Raw genomic sequence first — 18,930 nt, 5'->3', positions numbered from 1 at the left:
TATCCGTATTTCGTGTATTATTCTACCATTTTTTCATCCTGCTGACAAGTCGCAGTGTCAGACTCGGCAGATTCTTCCGTTTCTGGAACAACATGTACATATTTTATCATCTTATCTTCCACGGAAAGTACTTCGAAAATATAGCCTTTGTATTTTACTTCAAAGACTTCGTGCTCCGATGGAATTTTATCAATAAGCGAAATCAGAAGGCCATTTAAGGTGTCATAATCCTCATCTTCAAAATCAAGATTCAGTGCTTCCCCTACTTCCTCTAACGGTGTCATTCCATTCATTACAAATGTTCCGTCCGGTTTCTTCTCTATATAGGTATCTTCCTCATCATGTTCATCTAAAATATTTCCGACGATTTCCTCTAAGATATCCTCCATGGTGACCAGTCCGGCTGTCTGACCATATTCATCCACAACAATTACCATATGCTCTTTTGCCGACTGCATCTCCTGAAACAATGCATTGATGTTGCGTGTCTCCGGTATAAAATCCACCGGACGGATTAACCCGTCAATTTCCTTAATCGGCTTCTTTAAAAGCTCCGGTTGTCTGCTGTAGGATAAGGTCTCTTTGATATGTAATACTCCGATAATATTGTCTATGGTATCAGAGTATACCGGCATTCTCGAATAATGGCTGTCTATCACCAGAGTGATTACATCTTCAAAAATGTCATTTCCATCCAGTGCAGAAATATTTTTACGGTGTGTCATAATATCACCGGCTTCTTTATCACCAAATTCAAAGATATTATGTATCATCTCCGCTTCATTTTCCCGAAGGACTCCCTGCTCATGGCCTTCATTTACCATGGAAATAATTTCTTCCTCTGTTACATCCTCGGAATCTTTGAATGGAAGTTTATGAAAAATTTTTTTAAAAAATCCTGTATTCGGACTCCCTCCGTCATCCATTTTTGAATACTCTCCTTTTTATACATATTTCTGAAAAATATAACATTTTAGGCAAAAATAGTCAAGTTATGTATATAATTCCAGACTAATCTTCAGTGCTTTGTCGATTTTCGACAGAATTTTTCCATCCAGATGACACACCTTATCTTTTAATCGTGTCTTGTCAATGGTACGAAGCTGTTCCAATAAAATAACCGAATCTTTTACAATGTCATATTCATGACAGGACAGCTCCACATGGGTCGGCAGCTTCGCTTTATTCATCTGTGATGTGATTGCGGCACAGATAACCGTAGGACTGTGCCGGTTTCCCACATCATTCTGTATAATCAGAACCGGTCTGATTCCGCCCTGTTCCGAGCCTACTACCGGTCTTAAATCCGCATAATAGATATCTCCTCGTCTGATAATCATAATATACACTCCATAGAATAGGTTTTACTGAAAGTATTACCAATTTTATCGAGTGTATACTGTTCTAATCCTGAAAATAATCTTTATGTTCTACTTCTTTGTTGTTTTCGAAATAGATTCTTGGAATACGTTTGCCAAGACAGCAGACAAATTCATAATTGAATCTGCCGGATAAATCCCCGATTTCTTCCGCTGTAATGATTTCATCGCCGTCTCTGCCAAGAAGTGTTACCTCTGTTCCAACAACAACATCCGGCACATCAGTAACATCCACCATAAACTGATCCATGCAGACTCTGCCAAGAATCGGTACTCTTTTTCCCTGAATCAGTACAGAACCTTTGTTAGATAAAGTTCTCGGATAACCGTCTCCATAACCGACCGGAATCGTTGCCACCTTCGTCTCTCTGGTTGTGGTATAGGTTCCACCATAGCTGATTTCCCTTCCAGCCGGCAGTGTCTTTACATAAGAAACATGACTCTTTAATTCCATTAACGGGTGCATTGACAGTCTGTCTTTTTGCACTTCATCCGATGGCCAGAGTCCGTATAATGTAATTCCCGCTCTTACAATGTCCATATTTGCTTCCGGCAAATCAATAATTCCTGCACTGTTTGAACAGTGTGCATGATGAAAAATAACGCCTTCTTCTTTGCACATTGCAATCATTTTCTGAAACAGTTCAAGCTGCTTATGGGCACCCGTTTTGTCCTTTTCATCTGCCCTTGCAAAGTGGGTAAAAATCCCCTCCATTATTATATGTGGCAGCTTACTGATTTGCGCTATCTCTCCTGCATTTTCTTTTTCCACCTGATAACCAATCCGGCTCATTCCAGTATCCACTGCAATATGAATTGCCACATCCTGATTTTTCTTTGTTGCAGCTTCAGATAGTGCAACTGCCATATCATACGTAAATACGGCAGGCTCTAATTTCTGTTCTACAATAATATCATATTCATCCGGGAATGCAAAACCAAGAATCAGAATCGGTTTCTTAATTCCATGATTTCTTAAAATTACGCCTTCTTCCACTGTGGCCACACAGAAGCCATGGAGATACGGAAGCGGCTCTAATACACGGGCAAGTTCCGTTGCACCATGTCCGTATCCATCTGTTTTAATTACCGCAAACATGCTGGTATCTTTCTTTAAAAGCCGGTGCATTGCCTCCATATTCTCAATGGCCGCATCCAGATTCACGCTGGCATATACCCTGCTATATCTTTTCATTTCATTCACCTCAAATTATTATTATGACAACACATCGGATAATCCGTTTATAATTTCGCCTGCAGTCAGTCCATGCTCTGAAACTGTTTTGCTCCGTTCATCTGCTGCCGCCGCATGTACATATACCCCAAGCGGTGCCGCCTGCTCTGCAGATAGGCCCTGCGCCATCAGACTTCCAATAATTCCGCTCAGTACATCACCACTTCCCGCAGTAGCCATTCCGCTGTTACCGTTCCGGTTAATAAATGTTTTCCCATAAGGAATTGCCGTTACCGTTCTGCTGTCTTTCAAAACACAGATTACATTATATTCCCTTGCGAAATCTTCCGCAACCTGCTCAATATTTTCTTTGATATAGGAAACGGCAAGCTGTTTTAACCGGGACATTTCACCCAGATGTGGCGTTAATACCAGTTCTGTATGCGGGCGAAGAAGCTGTTCGGTCTGCTCTGCTATGATATTTAATGCATCGGCATCTACTACCATTGGTACTGCCGCATTCTTAAGTACCGTCTTTACAATACTGTGTGCCACATCACTTTTGCCAATTCCAGGTCCTAAAATAATAACATCTGCCCAGGACAGACATTCTATCAGCTGCTGTGTATCAGCCTTTTTTGCAGAATAGGTAGTAAGAACTGCCTCCGGCACTGCTGTCTGTAAGATAATACGGTTTTCTTCCGGTGTATATATTCTCACCAGACCACAGCCACTGCGATAAGCTGCCTTTGCTGCAAGAACCGCCGCACCTGCCATATTCACGCTTCCGGCAACCAAAAGGACTTTTCCAAAGGTTCCCTTGTTCGAATCAGCAGCACGATTATTTAAAAAATTTAAATCTTCCTTTGTGATTGCATAAGCTGCAGGTCTTTTATCTAACCAGCTTTCTTCTCCAATTCCGATATCCTTAACCGTAATATTTCCGCAGTATTCTGCACCAGGAAATAACACCATTCCGGTCTTGCAGTAAGCAAAGGTTACGGTATCATCTGCTTTGAATGCACCACCTAATACAGCTCCATTATCTGCCGAGACACCGGATGGTATATCCACCGCCAGCCGGTGGGCACTGCTCTGGTTTAGCCGTTCCATCAAGTGCACCAGTTCATCATCTAATTTTCGTGATAATCCTATACCAAATAACGCATCAATAATCAGGCTGTAGGAATTTGCATCCTCCATTTCATCAATAAATGGTACACCATATGATGTCAGGATTTCATACTGTTCTTTTGCCTGCTTTGAAAAATGTGTTTTATTTCCATAGAGATATACTTCAACCGGAATGTGGGATAAGTATAACAATCTTGCAATTGCCATACCATCGCCGCCATTATTTCCGGTTCCACACACTACCAGCACGCGGTTACATGAAATTTCTTTTTCCTGTATTACTTCTATCACAGAAAGTGCTGCCCGCTCCATTAGAACCATGGATGGCACTTTAAAATGTTCGATTGTATTGGTATCACATGTTTTCATTTCCCGGGAATTTACAAGATATTCCATAAATTAATTCCTTTCGTCCGCATTTTCCACCGCTTTTTTCCCCTGCAGACGGTCTTCATCTTCCTGCCGCAGATCAAATATATTTAAAATATCCACACCAAAAATATCATGCATATAAGAATAAATCTGCCGGTTGTTGATTTCACGGTTCTGTTTTTTGATGATATTTTTCTTAAGTTCTACCCTTACCTTATCAATCCAGGCCGTAATTTCATCTGCTTCTTTGCTGTTCTGTCTTAGTCTCTCATAGCAGTAACGCATGCTTTCTAACATAAGTTCCTGATTTGCACTGTTTATATTTCGTGGAAGTTCAATTAATTCATCCTCAATTTCTTCCATTTTGACATTGACTTCATCAATCAGTCTCTTGTCTTCATCTAATTTTCTGGAAGAAATATCCCCCTCATTTTCCTCATGAGTTCCTTCCATGTTGACAACAATGCTTTTCATCAACCGATTCTTTGTCTTTTTCAGTTCTTTCAAATCATTATTAAGCTTTCCCTGCTGTTCTAACAACTGATTTAACTTTTCTTCCAGCTGCTTGATTTCACTGGTTTTTCCGCTTAAAGCAAAAAGCCTGTGCCATTTCTGATCCAATACAAGTATTGGTACTTTTCTGCTTTCTAATGCTTCCAGAAATTCCTTGTCATCTTTCATGCAAAACACCTCTATTCCAGCGTTTCCTTTTTCCTTTTGTTCTTTGTCATATTATAGGATAACTGCATCAGGCTGTCTGATAAATGTACATTTTCCACTACAACATTTTCATCCAACACTTCCAGATCCACATGGGCAAAATTCCAGATTGCATGTACACCAAGGCTTACCAGCTGGTTTGCCACAGCATCTGCCTTTTCTTTCGGCATAGTCAGTGTAGCAATATCTACCTTATGTGTCTTTACAAATTCTTCCAGTTTATCAATCATTTCGATTTTATTGCCACGAATGGATTTTCCGCATAACTCCGGATTCACGTCAAACAATCCTACTATGACGAAGCCGAGTTTTTCAAACTTCACATAATTGGCAAGTGCCTGTCCTAAGTTACCAGCTCCAATAATAATAATATTATGCTGTTCATTTAATCCCATAATCTTTCCGATTTCTTCATACAGAAATTGTACATTGTAACCATATCCCTGCTGTCCAAAACCACCAAAATTATTTAAATCCTGTCTGATCTGCGATGCGGTCACTTTCATTCTTGCACTCAGTTCATTCGATGAAATACGTTCTACCCCTTCATCTAAAAGTTCCCCCAGATATCGGTAATATCTTGGCATTCTACGAATTACTGCCTGTGATATTTCTTTGCTCATTCTGCCAGTTCCTCCTGCTCTCAATACCCTACAATAATTATAGTTTCTTGCCGAAAGGATGTCAATGTGTTACAACTTTAACAATCTTTCTGTAAACTTAATTCTTCCCATTTTGCATAGAGTTCTTCCAGCGCTGCCTCTTCCTGCATCTGCTCCTCATGGATTTTGTTTAATTCATAGGAATTTGATGCTACCTCCGGCTTTGACAGTTCATCATTTAATGCTTCTATCTTTGCCTCTCTCTTAGCAATTTCATCTTCTGTACGCTTTAATTCGTTTTCCAGCTTACGTTTTGCTGCCTGCTGTTTCTTCATTTCTTCCCAGCTTAACTTCTGTTTTCCTCCGCCGGATATCTGCTCTGTTCCATTATTTTCTCCAGTTCCATCGGAAACAATGACATTTCCTTTTGCCACTGAATTGTCTGCACGATCCTGTGTAGCTGTGCCAAACGCCGCTAACTCCTGAACTTCCTTTTTCTCCAGATAATAATCGTAATTTCCAATATAATTTAGAATTGTTTCATTCTTTAAATCAAGAATTCTGCTGGCAGTTTTATTAATAAAATAACGGTCATGGGATACATAAAGCACCGTTCCGGTATAGGAATTGATGGCTGACTCTAAAATTTCCTTTGACATAATATCAAGGTGGTTGGTCGGCTCGTCCAATATCAGGAAGTTTGCATTGGATAACATCAGTTTTGCCAGTGAAACACGCCCTCTTTCTCCACCACTGATATCACGAATCCGCTTAAACACATCATCATCCGTAAATAAAAATGCTGCTAACACATTTCGAATCTTCGTTGCCTTCAGATTCGGATAAGCATCTGCAATTTCATCAAATAACGTCTTATCCGGGTCTAAGTTCTGCTGTTCCTGATCGTAATATCCGATTTCCACATTGCTTCCAAGCTTTATCTCCCCGGCATCTGCGTCTACAATTCCATTGATTATCTTTAAAATGGTGGTTTTCCCGGTACCGTTATTTCCGATTAAAGCAACTTTTTCCCCTCGCTTAATCTGAAAATCAATGTTTGAAAACAGTTTATGCTCGTAAGATTTTGAAAGACCTTTCACCGAAAGTACATCATTTCCACTGGTAATTTCCGGCTCCAATGTAATATGTATATCTGTTTTTCCATCGATTGGCTTCTCAATACGTTCTATTTTATCCAATGCCTTCTCACGGCTTTCCGCACGCTTAATGGACTTTTCCCGGTTAAAGGATTTTAACTTGGATATCACTTCTTCCTGGTGCTTGATTTCCCGCTGCTGGTTATAATACTGTCGCAAAAGACTTTCCCGCTGTATTTCCTTCTGCCTCGCATATGCGGTATAATTTCCCGGAAATACCGTTGCCGTATGGCGGGATATTTCCACTACCTTCGTAACAATCCGGTCTAAGAAATAACGGTCATGGGCTACGATAATTACGGCTCCTTTATAATTCAAAAGATAGTTTTCAAGCCATGCAATCGATGCCATATCAAGGTGGTTGGTCGGCTCGTCGAGCATGATAATGTCAGGCTTGGTTACCAGAAGTCTGCCTAATGCCACTCTGGTCTTCTGTCCTCCGGATAACTCTGACATTTTCTTTCCGAAATCATTTTCCGAAAAACCAAGTCCCTTTAACACACCGTTTATCTCACTGCGAAAAGTCAGTCCACCCTCTAACTCAAAGGCATGGCTGAAACGGTTATACTGCTCCATATATTTCTCTAATTCATCTGCGCTTACATGCTGCATGTCTTCTTCCATTTTACGAAGCTTTTCTTCTTTTTCGATTAATGCATCGCAGGCATGAAGCACTTCATTATAAATGGTCTCGTTGCTGTCTTTATCCTGATACTGGGCAAGATAACCGATGGTTTTTCCTTTTGCAACGGTTACCTCGCCACTGTCCGGTGCCAGCTCTCCCACTATAATTTTCAATAACGTAGATTTGCCGGCACCATTGATGCCGACAATTGCTGTTTTCTCATTATCTTCTACATGAAAAGAAACATTCTGTATTATGGTGTCTGTCCCAAAGGATTTACTGATATTCTGACAGGCTAAAATCATGGAAGTCTCCTCACTTTTTCTCTTCGCCCCATAAGTAAAGCATTCTTTACAAGGGGCTTTTTATAGCTGAAAATTCCGGGACGGCACACTATTCTGCCCTCCCGGAGTATAAAATTTATAACATTTTCTCTAATGTAGCACGGATTGCCTTGATAAAGTCTTCACTGTTTAATACAGTCGGATTTTCAATTGTAGTAATCAGTGCAAGGTCTTTGGTCATCTTTCCGGATTCAATCGTATCTACACAGGCTTTTTCCAGTTTATCGGCAAATGTGCTTAACTCCTGGTTGCCATCTAATTCACCTCTCTTACGGAGTGCTCCGGTCCATGCAAAAATAGTTGCTACGGAGTTGGTGGATGTTTCTTCTCCCTTGAGGTGTTTATAATAGTGACGCTGAACTGTTCCGTGTGCAGCTTCATATTCATAATATCCTGCCGGTGATACCAGTACGGAAGTCATCATGGCAAGGGAACCAAATGCAGATGATACCATATCACTCATAACATCTCCATCATAGTTCTTACATGCCCAGATAAAGCCGCCCTCTGCTTTCATCACACGGGCTACCGCATCATCGATTAAGGTATAGAAGTAGGTAATTCCTGCTTCTTCGAATTTTTCTTTATATTCCGCATCAAAGATTTCCTGGAAAATATCTTTGAAAGTATGGTCATATTTTTTGGAAATGGTATCCTTGGTTGCAAACCATAAATCCTGTCTGGTAGAAAGTGCATAGCTAAAGCAGCTTCTTGCAAAGCTTTCGATAGAATCATTTAAGTTATGCTGTCCCTGGACAACACCTGCTCCGGTAAAGTTATGAATCAGCTCTCTTGTTTCCGTTCCGTCCTCTGCTGTATAAACCAGTTCACATTTTCCCGGTCCCGGTATCTTCATTTCAGAAGCCTTGTATACATCACCGTAAGCATGTCTTGCAATGGTAATCGGTTTCTTCCAGTTCTTAACACATGGCTCAATTCCCTTTACAACGATTGGTGCACGGAATACCGTTCCATCTAACATTGCACGGATAGTTCCATTCGGACTCTTCCACATTTCCTTTAAGTTGTACTCCGTCATACGTGCTGCATTTGGTGTAATGGTAGCACATTTTACTGCAACACCGTATTTCTTTGTTGCATTTGCAGAATCTACAGTTACCTGGTCATCCGTTTCATTACGATGTTCAAGACCCAGGTCATAATATTCTGTGTTCAAATCAATAAATGGTAATAACAGTTCATCCTTAATCATTTTCCAAAGGATTCTTGTCATTTCGTCTCCGTCCATTTCAACCAAAGGGGTAGTCATTTTAATTTTGTCCATCTTTCTATCCTCCATTTACTATTTCAGCAGATTGTCCCAGCCATAATTATCCATATTTTCAATAGTATTTAACATATGACTTGTCGCAAGCAGTTCTGCTTCTTTTGCATTGTGCTGCTTCAATGCTTCTACAATCTTTTTATGTTCATCATTTGATTTTACCACACGATCCGGCATTGACAAAGTGATTTTTCGAACTCTTTCCACATAATGATGAAATGCAGACAATTCATGCTTTAACATTTTGCTTCCGGAAGCTTCATAAAGCACCTCATGAAACTTATTATCCAGCTCCAATATCTGTGCATAATTTTCCTTCTTAGCATGAAATTCCACCAGAAAAATGTTTTCTTCCAGTTCCGCTATCTGCTCCTTGGTAATTCTGTCTGCCGCCCACTTTGTGCAAAGTCCCTCCAGCCGTGCACGGATTTCATAGATATCTTTTACGTCTTCTTTCGTAATTCCCTCTACGAATGCTCCGCGGTTTGGAATGATTCTGACGAGTCCTTCCAGTTCAAGCTGCCTTAAGGCTTCTCTTACCGGAGTACGGCTGACACCCAGTTCATCACCCAGGGTTTTTTCTTTTAATTCTTCATCGCACTTGTATTTTCCGGATAAGATATTTTCACGAATCGTATGAAATACTCTTCCGCTTAAAGAATATCCTTCTTCGCCCACGATAAAGCCTCCTTAATTTATAATACAATTCCGAGTTTTTTACAACAGTCAGTTATCTGTACTACAAGTTCGTTATCTGTAATTACAGTTACACGTCCCTCATCATACTGCTCGTCTACCCACTGTTTGATGGTCTTTACCAGTTCCGAATTCTTATCTACTTTACGGTCATCACTGAGACGGTAATAGGTATTAATCCAGTGTGCAATTCCAGCAAGTCCTGATGTATTGGAAACAGATACCAGTGCCGGACGATTTAAGAATTTTTCGGTATCAAAAATGTTATAAATTTCTTCATTTTTCAAAAGTCCGTCTGCATGGATACCTGCTCTTGTAACGTTAAAATTACTTCCGACAAATGGTGTACGGCTTGGAACCTTATAATTCAATTCCTTCTCATAATATTCTGCCAGTTCTGTGATAACTCTGGTATCCATTCCATCCAGGGTACCCTTTAACTGCGCATATTCAAATACCATTGCTTCCAGAGGTGTGTTACCGGTTCTCTCACCAATACCAAATAAGGAACAGTTTACGCCGGATGCACCGTAAAGCCATGCTGTGGTCGAGTTATTGACTGCTTTATAGAAATCGTTGTGTCCATGCCATTCAATCAATTCAGAAGGAACTCCTGCATGTGTGGTAAGTCCGTAAATGATACCCGGTACACTTCGCGGAATTACTGCTCCCGGGAAGTTTACACCATATCCCATGGTATCGCAGGCACGAATCTTAATCGGAATATTGTATTCTTTCATTAACTTCATCAGCTCTAAGCAGAACGGAATTACAAATCCGTAAATATCAGAACGTGTAATATCCTCCAAATGACATCTTGGACTGATTCCAGTCTCTAAGCATTCACGAATCACACTTAAGTAAAGATTCATAACTTCGCTTCTGGTCATTTTCATTTTATAGAAAATATGATAATCGGAGCAGCTTACCAAAATACCGGTTTCACGCAGTCCCAAATCTTTTACCAGCTGGAAATCCTGTTTGCTGGCACGGATCCAGCTGGTGACTTCCGGGAATTTATAACCACGCTCTAAGCATTTATATACGGCATCACGATCCTTCTTGCTATATAAGAAGAACTCGCTCTGACGAATTTTACCCTTTGGTCCGCCTAATTTATGTAAGTAATCATAGATGGTTACAATCTGTTCTGTGGTATACGGTGCTCTTGACTGCTGACCATCACGGAATGTTGTATCAGTAATCCAGATATCCTCCGGCATATTATGCGGAACGATTCTGTCATTAAATGCAATTTTCGGAATTTCCTCATATGGAAAAAGATTGCGGAATACATTTGGTTCCTCAACATCTACAAGCTGATAAAAATGCTCTTCCAACTGTAATAGATTAGTTTTTTCATTCATAACGACTTCTCTCATGGAACACACTCCTTTTGATTCACAAATATTCTTGAATAATTGTATACAATTATACTTGTATGTGTCAAGAGCTTTTTCAAGATTATTCCAAAAAAGTGAATATTTATTAGTATTATCCTTTTTTATCGGTAGATAATAGTATTGTAACCATTCGGTTATATACAAATGCTAAGGAGGAAATTTACTATGTCTAATCGTTCGAAAAAATCTTCTGTTCCAGAAGCACAAAGTGCATTAAACCGTTTCAAATTCGAAGTTGCAAGTGAGTTAGGTGTACCACTGTCTGAGGGATATAATGGGGATTTAACTTCCCGTCAGAATGGTTCCGTAGGCGGTTATATGGTAAAGAAAATGATTGAGGCGCAGGAAAAGCAGATGGCTGAACGTTAACGCATCTTTTTCATTGCACGCTTAGATGTCAGAAGAGGCTGTCCACCGGAATCGGTGAACAGCCCCTTTCTCAGGTTCCCCCTTTTCTTTCTATATCATTTTTCTATCATGACACATGCAGTAACACTTATTACAATATGAATTTTCCGACAACCTCTTTTAATTCTCCGGCAATCTTTTCCTGCTGGGAAGACATTTCAGACACCTCTCCAACAACTGCAGATACTGAATTTACAGACTGCATAATCTGTCCACTATTATCCACTGTATTCTGGGAAGATTCCGCCACACTGGACACTGCCTGGCTGACCTCGTGAATGATTGTCTCAATATTTGTTGCCATCCGGGCAATATCATTGGAAAATTTTTCAATTGCCTGGGCATCATCTCCATACTGCTGTGCTACATTGACGAAAGTATCGTAGTCCGGTGCGACCGTATCTGTCACGAAGTTTAACATAGACTGTGACTGTTCCACAATTCCGCTAAAGGCATGTTCTACTTCGCCAATTGTTTCTTTAATCTTATTAACTGCAGCTGTAGTCTCACCTGCCAGATTGCCAATTTCTCCGGCAACAACTGCAAATCCCTTTCCCTGTTCTCCTGCCCGGGCGGCCTCAATGGAAGCATTTAAGGACAGTAAGTTAATCTGATCTGCGATTTCGGAAATCACTTCTGCCAATGCACCAATGGATTTTACAACATCTGCATTCTTAATACTCTCCTCCAGACCAGCTCTGTTCTGCGCTGCAAGCTTATTGGCAAGTTCATAAGCACTGCGGCTGGTATCTTCAATTCCATTTGCACGCTTCTTAATTTCTCCTGCCAGTTCCAGACTCTTTTCTGTCTCAGAAGCCAGCATATTAACAGAGGAATTCACTTCCTCTACTGCAGCATTTACTTCTTCCGTCGCTGCGCTAGAGGAAGTCATATCGGAATTAACCTGATTCATCAGTGACTCTATCATCTCATAATCCTTCTTTAATTCCTCTACCGAACGCTTCAGTTCAATGCTGGAATCACTCAGAAGTTTTGCATGACCACTGATTTTTGAAATCATGTCCTTATTATTTCCATACATTTCATTTAAAGACTGTCCCATTGCTCCCAGTTCATCACTGCGTCTGTTCTCAAGCGACTGTACTTTAAAGTTACCCTCTGCCAGCTGTACAGCAAAGTTCTTAACTCTATTAATCTGTCTGGAAACTGATTTTACCTGTGATAAAATCACAAGTATCATAATAATAAGAATCACTGCCGCAATGATTGCCAGCTTAATCCCAAGGCTGATAACCGGTGCATTCAGTTCTGAATTTTCAATCGCAATTCCAAGCTTCCAGTCCAGATCCGGAATTGTCTCATAATATACCGTATATCCGGTAATCCCTTCTGTAAAGCAGGCTTTTCCACTATCAGAATCTAACATTTTTGTTCCTACTTTAGCAAGAGAACTATTTTTAGAATCCGTTATTTTCTCATTCATGATTTTACCGGAATCCTGTGTATAAAGATAGGTTCCATCCGATGAAATCAGAAATGCTTTTCCTGTTTTTCCTACTGACATCTGGCTGACCAGATTCTGAATCTCATCCAGCGTAATATCAACAGTTACGCATCCCATATAAGTTCCATCTGCATTATACATCGGTGCAGAACAGTTTACCATATCACAGTCTAAAACCTCATCATGGTATGCCTTTGTAAACTTTGGTTCTGTTTCACCATTCGAAACAATCTTGTAGAAATCCCTGCTTACATAATCATAAGAGGACTGGCTCCTGTCATAAGTCAGAATCGGCGTATCTCCATCCTTATATACATAAGGTCCTACAAAACGCTGTTTGGAGTCATACTTATTCGGTGCAAAATAAATTCCGGCACCATAAATAAAATCCTCCTCATAAATCATGGTATTTAAGAAATTAACATATGCCAGCAGTTCCTCATTTTCATAAGTAATCCCAACAATTCCAGCCATATGTTTTGCAAGGCTTGCCGCAGACTGCATCTGTGACTCTACCTCTGTCTTCTCGTTTTCCAGACTCAGCGTCATTTCCTTCCCAATCTCATCGTCAATAATCTGCTTACTGGAAAATACACTGACTGCCCCTAATACAGCCATACCAAGAATCAGTACCGGGAGCATTGCACTTAACATTTTCGTGCTAATTTTCTTCCCTTTTTTCTTCTTAGCCATAAAAATATATCCCCCGCCTTCACTAAATTGTAATTTTGTACTTATTGTATCAACATTTAGGCAATTTAGCAATAAAAACGAGGGGTTTTGCGTTAATTTTCGTAAACTTTTCACAAATTATTCCTTAATTTTTCGAAACTTTCTAAATATTTGTGCTGTATTCTGTCATTTTGTACGCATTTTTCAGTGTTGTTTCAAGTCTCATGTCTTTTTCGCAATCGTTTAAGTTACACTTTTCGACATATTCTTTTGCTTCTTCGGATGCAATAGAAAGCATATCGGCATCCGAAAAGACATCTGCAATTTTAAATTCCATTAAACCACTCTGACGTACCCCGAAGAAATCTCCTGGTCCACGCATTTTCAAATCTTCACTGGCAATATAGAATCCATCATTAGAGCCCGCCAGAATATTCAATCTCTCTTTGGCATTCTTTCCATTGGAAGAATTCATAAGAATACAATAGGATTGTGCATTTCCTCTTCCGACACGTCCCCGCAGCTGATGGAGCTGTGCCAGCCCGAAACGCTGTGCATCCTCAATCATCATAACGGTGGCATTCGGCACATTTACACCTACTTCCACTACCGTTGTAGAAACCAGAACCTGGATTTCACCAGTGACAAAGGCTTCCATTACTTTATTCTTCTCTGCCGGGCGCATTTTTCCATGAAGTAATCCTACGCTGATTCTGTCTCCATAATATTGTTCTAATTTCTTTACATATGAAGTAACATCCTGCAATTCCAATTCCTCATTGGCTTCTACTAGAGGACAGATGATATATGCCTGATGTCCTTTTTGAACTTCATCTAAAATAAAATTCCAGGATTTCTCCCGCATTTTCGGTCCAACGACACAGTTCTTGACCGGAAGACGTTCTGCCGGAAGTTCATCGACAACTGAGATATCCAGATCTCCGTAAAGAATTATTGCAAGGGTCCGCGGAATCGGTGTTGCACTCATAACCAGTACATGCGGCAGCCGGCTGCTCTTATCTGCCAGTGTCTCCCTCTGTCTTACCCCGAAACGATGCTGTTCATCCGTTACTACCAGCGCCAGTTTCTGATAAAGTGCCTTTTCCTGTATCAGTGCATGGGTTCCAATTATCATGGCATTCTGTTCTGTTTCCATTCTCGCATATGCTTCACGTTTTTCCTTTGTGGTCAACGAACCGGTAAGAAGAATAACAGGAAAGTCCAGTTCAAACATGGCAATCCAGTTCTGAAAAGTGTCATAATGTTGTCTTGCCAGAACCTCAGTTGGTGCCATAATAGCAGTCTGATAACCTTCATGAGCAAATTTTGCCATAATAAGGAATGCAAGAATGGTCTTACCGGAGCCTACATCCCCCTGTATCAACCGCTGCATGGCATAAGGACTGTATATATCTTTTTCCAGATCTTCCAGTGTTTTCTTCTGGGCATTTGTCAGTGGAAACGGAAGCTGTTCTGCCACCACTTCAATAAATTCATCCCTTACTACCGGAAATCCATTTGGCGTCTGCTCATGATGTTCCTTAAACCGCTGTATCTGTAGCAGAAATAAGAAAAATTCGTCAAAAGCAAGACGTTTTCTTGCTCCGGTCAGTTCTTCTAAATCTGTTGGAAAATGCACTTTTTCCAATGCCTCTCTCAATCCCATAAACTGATGGCGGGCTAAGATTTCTTCCGGAATATATTCACCATCTTCTTTTACACTGTCAAGGGCTGTACGTACAAGCTTACCAAACTGCTTGCTGGATATTCCCTTAGTCAGCGGATATACCGGCTGAAGTGATATCTGCATTTTCCTGTATTCATCCGGCTTCCACACTGCCGGCTGTTCCATGACATATTTCTTATTTTTTAAGGTCAGCTTTCCATATAATATTACTTCCGGTTCCCGGTTCAGCTGATTACAGATATAGGGCATCCGAAACCAGACCGCCTCTACTTTCCCTGTTCCATCGCTAAACTGTGCAGTAGATATCTGCATGGCTCTGGTACTTCTTGTTACCGGAGAAGAACACAGCCGTACATGAAAAGCATAGACTTTCTCCGGCTCTGCCACACTGATATGCTCCGGCTCCGGCATCTGCTTATAATCCCTTGGAAAAGCAAGGAGTATATCCCCAACGGTATATACTCCAAGTTTTTGCAATATTTTTTCAGTTTTTGGTCCAACTCCATTCAATTCCTGAATGGGTGCATTTCTGTCCATAAACACTCCTGTTACTCTACTGATATTACATAATAGTAAATTGGCTGTCCGCCAAAGTGAATCTCCACTTCTACCTCCGGATACTTCTCTTCTAAAGCAGCACCTAATGCATTGGCATCTTCTTCTGTTACTTCTTCACCATAATAGATACAGATAATCGCAGATTCTTCATCTATCATCTCAGCAACCATATCTTCTGTAGTGCTCTTGATATCCTTACCAACAGCAAGGATGCTCTTGTCGCCAATTCCCATATAATCGCCCTGTTTAATCTCTTTGTCATCGATTACGGTATCACGGACTGCATAAGTTACCTGACCGGTCTTTACATTTTCTAATTCCTCGGTCATACGCTCTGCATTTTCCTCTGCCGACTGATCCGGAATAAAGTTAATCAGTGCTGTAATTCCCTGTGGAATTGTCTTGGTTGGAATAACAATAATCTTCTTATCTTCTACTAAAGATGCTGCCTGATTTGCAGCCAGTACAATATTCTTATTATTCGGAAGAATAAAGATGTTATCTGCATTCACATGGTCGATGGCATTTAACATATCCTCGGTACTTGGGTTCATGGTCTGACCACCTTCGATGATATAATCCACGCCAAGTCCGTTGAAGATTTCATTGACACCGGCACCAATGGATACGGAAATGAAGCCCATTTCTTTTCTTGGTTCCTCTGCCTTTTCTTCTTTGGTTTCTTCCTCTTTCTGCTCTTTTGCGAGTTTCTCAGCATCCTTGATTAATTTTTCCTGATGCTCTTCACGCATATTATCAATCTTGATTTTGCTTAATGAACCATGTTTCAATGCTTCCTGGATGGCAAGACCAGGGTCATTGGTATGTACATGGGTTTTCACAATCTCATCATCTGCCACAACAACGATAGAATCACCAATGGACTCTAAGAAGTTTTTATATTCATGCTCCTGCTTCTCTGTTAATGGCTGATTTAATACAATGATAAATTCGGTACAATAACCAAACTTAATATCAGCTTCTGTCTCAGCAGTAATCTTCATAACACCTGCAGATGCTGCAGAACCTTCAATGCTGTAATCAATTTCTTTGCCAATCAGGGAATCATAACCGCCCTTTAATACCTGAACCAGTCCCTGTCCGCCGGAATCTACTACGCCAGCCTGTTTTAATACAGGAAGCATATCCGGTGTCTTGCTTAACACATGGTCTGCTTCTTTAATAACTTCATCTACAAAGAATACAATATCATCGGTATCATCACAAAGTTCTAATGCTTTGTTGGCTGCCCCCTTAGCAACAGTAAGAATCGTTCCTTCCTTTGGTTTCATAACTGCCTTATATGCAGTCTCAACAGCCTTCTGCATAGCTTCTGTCAGAATCACTACATCAAGCTCATCATATTCTGCAATCACCTTGGTAAATCCACGGAATAACTGGGAAAGGATAACTCCTGAGTTTCCTCTTGCTCCTCTTAATGAACCCGATGAAATTGCCTTTGCAAGTTCCTTCATGGTCGGATTTTCAAGCTCGCTTACTGCCTTTGCTGCTGACATAATTGTCATAGACATATTGGTTCCTGTATCTCCATCCGGTACAGGGAAAACATTCAGTTCGTTAATCCACTCTTTCTTTGCTTCAAGATTCTTTGCTCCGGCCAAAAACATTTTAGCAAATACCGCAGCGTTTATTGTACTTACTTCCACTTCAACAGTTCCTCCTTAATCAATCACTCTGACGCCTTCAACTAAAATGTTGACTTTCTTAATCTGCATTCCGGTAAACTCTTCCACTTTATATTTTACCGTATGAATCAGATTGTCTGCTACTGTCTCAATACTTACGCCATAGGCAACAATTACATGGAAATCAATTGTAATTTTATTATTTTCATCCACATCCACATTTATACCATGTGTCAGATAATCTCTCTTTAATAATTTAACCAGGCCATCTTTCATATTAACTGCAGCCATTCCCACAATGCCAAAGCACTCAACTGCAACAGAACCGGCATAGGTTGCAATTACTTCATTATCAATTACGACTTTACCTAATTCGTTTTCCATTTTACCTGTCATTCTATAACCTCCAATTAAAATTAATCTTCTCGCATTTCCGCCAGTATATACATAACATGAACTATATTATAACCTCTTTTTCCGAAAAAAGAAACAGTATTTTTCTTTATTTTCAAAAAATGCAATTTTTTTCTTGCATTCTGTCTGTATTTCTGTTAAGATAGCTTTGTTGTGAGCTTGTGTCATAACAGGCTTAGTGAAGAATTTAAAGGAGGTGCTATCATGGCAAAATGTGCAGTTTGTGGAAAAGGCGCTCATTTCGGTAACAATGTGAGCCATTCTCATAGAAGATCTAATAGAATGTGGAAATCAAACATCAAATCTGTAAAATGTAAAGTAAACGGAACTCCAAAAAGAATGTACGTATGTACTTCCTGTTTAAGATCCGGATCCGTTGAAAGAGCTTAATTAGCATTTTCTATCTGGACTGTCCTTTTGGACAGTCCTTTTTTTACTTTACAGGAAATTCAAGAAATTGCTTTCCTATTACTTACAGCAGAAAAGATTATACCCTATCAACAGCAATATCAATATAATAATAATCCCAATCACGTCACTTGGGATAATAAACATAAAAAACATGCCAAATCCCACCATGAAAAAGGAATACCCCATCAAGCGTTTCATGTTTTTTCTCCAATCAAAAAGACATATACCATTATAGTATATGCCCTTCTTTTTCACTTAGCACGCTGTACATTCTTCTGTTACTATTCTATACTGTTCTTATTCTTCATCCTTATTTACTGCATCAGATAAAATTTCATTCATCTCAGACTCTGCTGCTTTCTTGGATTCTTCATCTAATTTTGCAGTTGCTGCCTCATCCTTCTTTCCCCTGGATGCAAACTTATTTACGAAATCTGGTACCATATCAAGAATTTTGGTCACACCATCCTGATTCTTAATATTTACAAGCTTGGTGGTGCCATTCTGAATGACGAGAACCGCACTCGGTGTAATCTTTCCACCCATTCCTCCTGCTCCGTTGTTCTTCTTCTCCTGTGAAAATGCACCTGCGCCTACACCAAAGGATACATCCACTAATGGAAGAATGATGGTATCTCCGATATGAATGGCATCTCCTACAACCGTCTTGGTTGTAATGAAGCTGTCCATTCCTTTGAATAAAGATTCTACCGTATTGCGAAATGTGTTATTACTGTCTGCCATAATAATTCCTCCTGATTCTACTTCATATTGATTC

17 protein-coding genes are annotated in these 18,930 nt (G+C 40.1%); 2 read left to right on the top strand and 15 right to left on the bottom strand.

Annotation, left to right across the window (positions count from 1 at the left end):
* Positions 1–17: 17 nt before the first annotated feature.
* The 10 genes from DWW33_RS01000 to DWW33_RS00955 form a co-directional block, all read right to left on the bottom strand.
* Positions 18–926 carry a hemolysin family protein gene (locus DWW33_RS01000; protein ID WP_118638686.1) on the bottom strand — a complete coding sequence of 303 codons (909 nt, stop codon included), beginning with the start codon at positions 924–926 and terminating at the stop codon, positions 18–20.
* 66 nt (positions 927–992) lie between these two features.
* Entirely contained in the window at positions 993–1,340 is a 348-nt protein-coding gene (locus DWW33_RS00995; protein WP_022243776.1) for a type II toxin-antitoxin system PemK/MazF family toxin, read from the bottom strand.
* Between the two features lie 64 nt (positions 1,341–1,404).
* A complete protein-coding gene (gene alr / locus DWW33_RS00990) occupies positions 1,405–2,574 on the bottom strand; it encodes an alanine racemase (RefSeq protein WP_118176813.1) in 1,170 nt (389 codons plus the stop codon).
* Between the two features lie 21 nt (positions 2,575–2,595).
* Positions 2,596–4,083 carry an NAD(P)H-hydrate dehydratase gene (locus DWW33_RS00985; RefSeq protein ID WP_118638685.1) on the bottom strand — a complete coding sequence of 496 codons (1,488 nt, stop codon included), beginning with the start codon at positions 4,081–4,083 and terminating at the stop codon, positions 2,596–2,598.
* A gap of 3 nt (positions 4,084–4,086) precedes the next feature.
* The gene (locus tag DWW33_RS00980) at positions 4,087–4,740 is read right to left on the bottom strand and encodes a hypothetical protein (RefSeq protein ID WP_117946931.1); all 654 of its coding nucleotides are present in this window, start codon (positions 4,738–4,740) and stop codon (positions 4,087–4,089) included.
* A gap of 11 nt (positions 4,741–4,751) precedes the next feature.
* The gene (locus DWW33_RS00975; RefSeq protein WP_022243772.1) at positions 4,752–5,402 is read right to left on the bottom strand and encodes a redox-sensing transcriptional repressor Rex; all 651 of its coding nucleotides are present in this window, start codon (positions 5,400–5,402) and stop codon (positions 4,752–4,754) included.
* A 77-nt stretch (positions 5,403–5,479) separates the two neighbouring features.
* Entirely contained in the window at positions 5,480–7,468 is a 1,989-nt protein-coding gene (locus tag DWW33_RS00970) for an ABC-F family ATP-binding cassette domain-containing protein (RefSeq protein WP_118638684.1), read from the bottom strand.
* Positions 7,469–7,583: 115 nt separating this feature from the next.
* The gene (locus tag DWW33_RS00965; RefSeq protein WP_117841030.1) at positions 7,584–8,792 is read right to left on the bottom strand and encodes an NADP-dependent isocitrate dehydrogenase; all 1,209 of its coding nucleotides are present in this window, start codon (positions 8,790–8,792) and stop codon (positions 7,584–7,586) included.
* Positions 8,793–8,810: 18 nt separating this feature from the next.
* A complete protein-coding gene (locus DWW33_RS00960) occupies positions 8,811–9,470 on the bottom strand; it encodes a GntR family transcriptional regulator (RefSeq protein WP_117698399.1) in 660 nt (219 codons plus the stop codon).
* Positions 9,471–9,487: 17 nt separating this feature from the next.
* Complete coding sequence (locus tag DWW33_RS00955; protein WP_022243768.1) at positions 9,488–10,870, bottom strand: isopropylmalate/homocitrate/citramalate synthase; 1,383 nt, start codon at positions 10,868–10,870, stop codon at positions 9,488–9,490.
* A gap of 186 nt (positions 10,871–11,056) precedes the next feature.
* Between DWW33_RS00955 and DWW33_RS00950 the strand changes: the two genes are divergently transcribed.
* Positions 11,057–11,260, top strand: coding sequence for an alpha/beta-type small acid-soluble spore protein (locus DWW33_RS00950; protein ID WP_022243767.1), 204 nt, complete (start codon positions 11,057–11,059; stop codon positions 11,258–11,260).
* 130 nt (positions 11,261–11,390) lie between these two features.
* Here DWW33_RS00950 and DWW33_RS00945 read toward each other — a convergent pair whose 3' ends face one another.
* From DWW33_RS00945 to DWW33_RS00930, 4 genes are all read right to left on the bottom strand, one after another.
* Positions 11,391–13,457: a methyl-accepting chemotaxis protein gene (locus DWW33_RS00945; RefSeq protein WP_118638683.1), complete on the bottom strand. Its 2,067-nt coding sequence runs from the start codon at positions 13,455–13,457 to the stop codon at positions 11,391–11,393.
* 142 nt (positions 13,458–13,599) lie between these two features.
* Positions 13,600–15,660 carry an ATP-dependent DNA helicase RecG gene (gene recG / locus DWW33_RS00940; protein WP_118638682.1) on the bottom strand — a complete coding sequence of 687 codons (2,061 nt, stop codon included), beginning with the start codon at positions 15,658–15,660 and terminating at the stop codon, positions 13,600–13,602.
* An 11-nt stretch (positions 15,661–15,671) separates the two neighbouring features.
* The gene (locus tag DWW33_RS00935; RefSeq protein ID WP_117698402.1) at positions 15,672–17,348 is read right to left on the bottom strand and encodes a DAK2 domain-containing protein; all 1,677 of its coding nucleotides are present in this window, start codon (positions 17,346–17,348) and stop codon (positions 15,672–15,674) included.
* Between the two features lie 15 nt (positions 17,349–17,363).
* Positions 17,364–17,723: an Asp23/Gls24 family envelope stress response protein gene (locus tag DWW33_RS00930; RefSeq protein ID WP_022243764.1), complete on the bottom strand. Its 360-nt coding sequence runs from the start codon at positions 17,721–17,723 to the stop codon at positions 17,364–17,366.
* Between the two features lie 222 nt (positions 17,724–17,945).
* Between DWW33_RS00930 and rpmB the strand changes: the two genes are divergently transcribed.
* Complete coding sequence (rpmB, locus tag DWW33_RS00925) at positions 17,946–18,131, top strand: 50S ribosomal protein L28 (RefSeq protein ID WP_117698403.1); 186 nt, start codon at positions 17,946–17,948, stop codon at positions 18,129–18,131.
* A 318-nt stretch (positions 18,132–18,449) separates the two neighbouring features.
* On the opposite strand, the gene DWW33_RS00920 is transcribed toward rpmB, so the two are convergent.
* Entirely contained in the window at positions 18,450–18,896 is a 447-nt protein-coding gene (locus tag DWW33_RS00920; protein WP_117698404.1) for a GerW family sporulation protein, read from the bottom strand.
* Positions 18,897–18,930: the final 34 nt, after the last annotated feature.

Source organism: Roseburia sp. AF15-21 (assembly GCF_003479505.1).
GTDB classification, from domain to species: domain Bacteria; phylum Bacillota; class Clostridia; order Lachnospirales; family Lachnospiraceae; genus Roseburia_C; species Roseburia_C amylophila.
The sequence above is the reverse complement of the archived record's forward strand: the minus strand, read 5'-3'. Positions and strand labels throughout refer to the sequence as shown.

Bases quoted from the DNA above. Each gene is read 5' to 3' on its own strand.
- recG (WP_118638682.1), bottom strand. From the start codon at position 15,660: ATGGACAGAAATGCACCCATTCAGGAATTGAATGGAGTTGGACCAAAA.
- DWW33_RS00980 (WP_117946931.1), bottom strand. From the start codon at position 4,740: ATGAAAGATGACAAGGAATTTCTGGAAGCATTAGAAAGCAGAAAAGTA.
- DWW33_RS00985 (WP_118638685.1), bottom strand. From the start codon at position 4,083: ATGGAATATCTTGTAAATTCCCGGGAAATGAAAACATGTGATACCAAT.
- DWW33_RS01000 (WP_118638686.1), bottom strand. From the start codon at position 926: ATGGATGACGGAGGGAGTCCGAATACAGGATTTTTTAAAAAAATTTTT.
- DWW33_RS00965 (WP_117841030.1), bottom strand. From the start codon at position 8,792: ATGGACAAAATTAAAATGACTACCCCTTTGGTTGAAATGGACGGAGAC.
- rpmB (WP_117698403.1), top strand. From the start codon at position 17,946: ATGGCAAAATGTGCAGTTTGTGGAAAAGGCGCTCATTTCGGTAACAAT.
- DWW33_RS00930 (WP_022243764.1), bottom strand. From the start codon at position 17,723: ATGACAGGTAAAATGGAAAACGAATTAGGTAAAGTCGTAATTGATAAT.
- alr (WP_118176813.1), bottom strand. From the start codon at position 2,574: ATGAAAAGATATAGCAGGGTATATGCCAGCGTGAATCTGGATGCGGCC.
- DWW33_RS00955 (WP_022243768.1), bottom strand. From the start codon at position 10,870: ATGAGAGAAGTCGTTATGAATGAAAAAACTAATCTATTACAGTTGGAA.
- DWW33_RS00920 (WP_117698404.1), bottom strand. From the start codon at position 18,896: ATGGCAGACAGTAATAACACATTTCGCAATACGGTAGAATCTTTATTC.
- DWW33_RS00995 (WP_022243776.1), bottom strand. From the start codon at position 1,340: ATGATTATCAGACGAGGAGATATCTATTATGCGGATTTAAGACCGGTA.
- DWW33_RS00975 (WP_022243772.1), bottom strand. From the start codon at position 5,402: ATGAGCAAAGAAATATCACAGGCAGTAATTCGTAGAATGCCAAGATAT.
- DWW33_RS00970 (WP_118638684.1), bottom strand. From the start codon at position 7,468: ATGATTTTAGCCTGTCAGAATATCAGTAAATCCTTTGGGACAGACACC.
- DWW33_RS00950 (WP_022243767.1), top strand. From the start codon at position 11,057: ATGTCTAATCGTTCGAAAAAATCTTCTGTTCCAGAAGCACAAAGTGCA.
- DWW33_RS00945 (WP_118638683.1), bottom strand. From the start codon at position 13,457: ATGGCTAAGAAGAAAAAAGGGAAGAAAATTAGCACGAAAATGTTAAGT.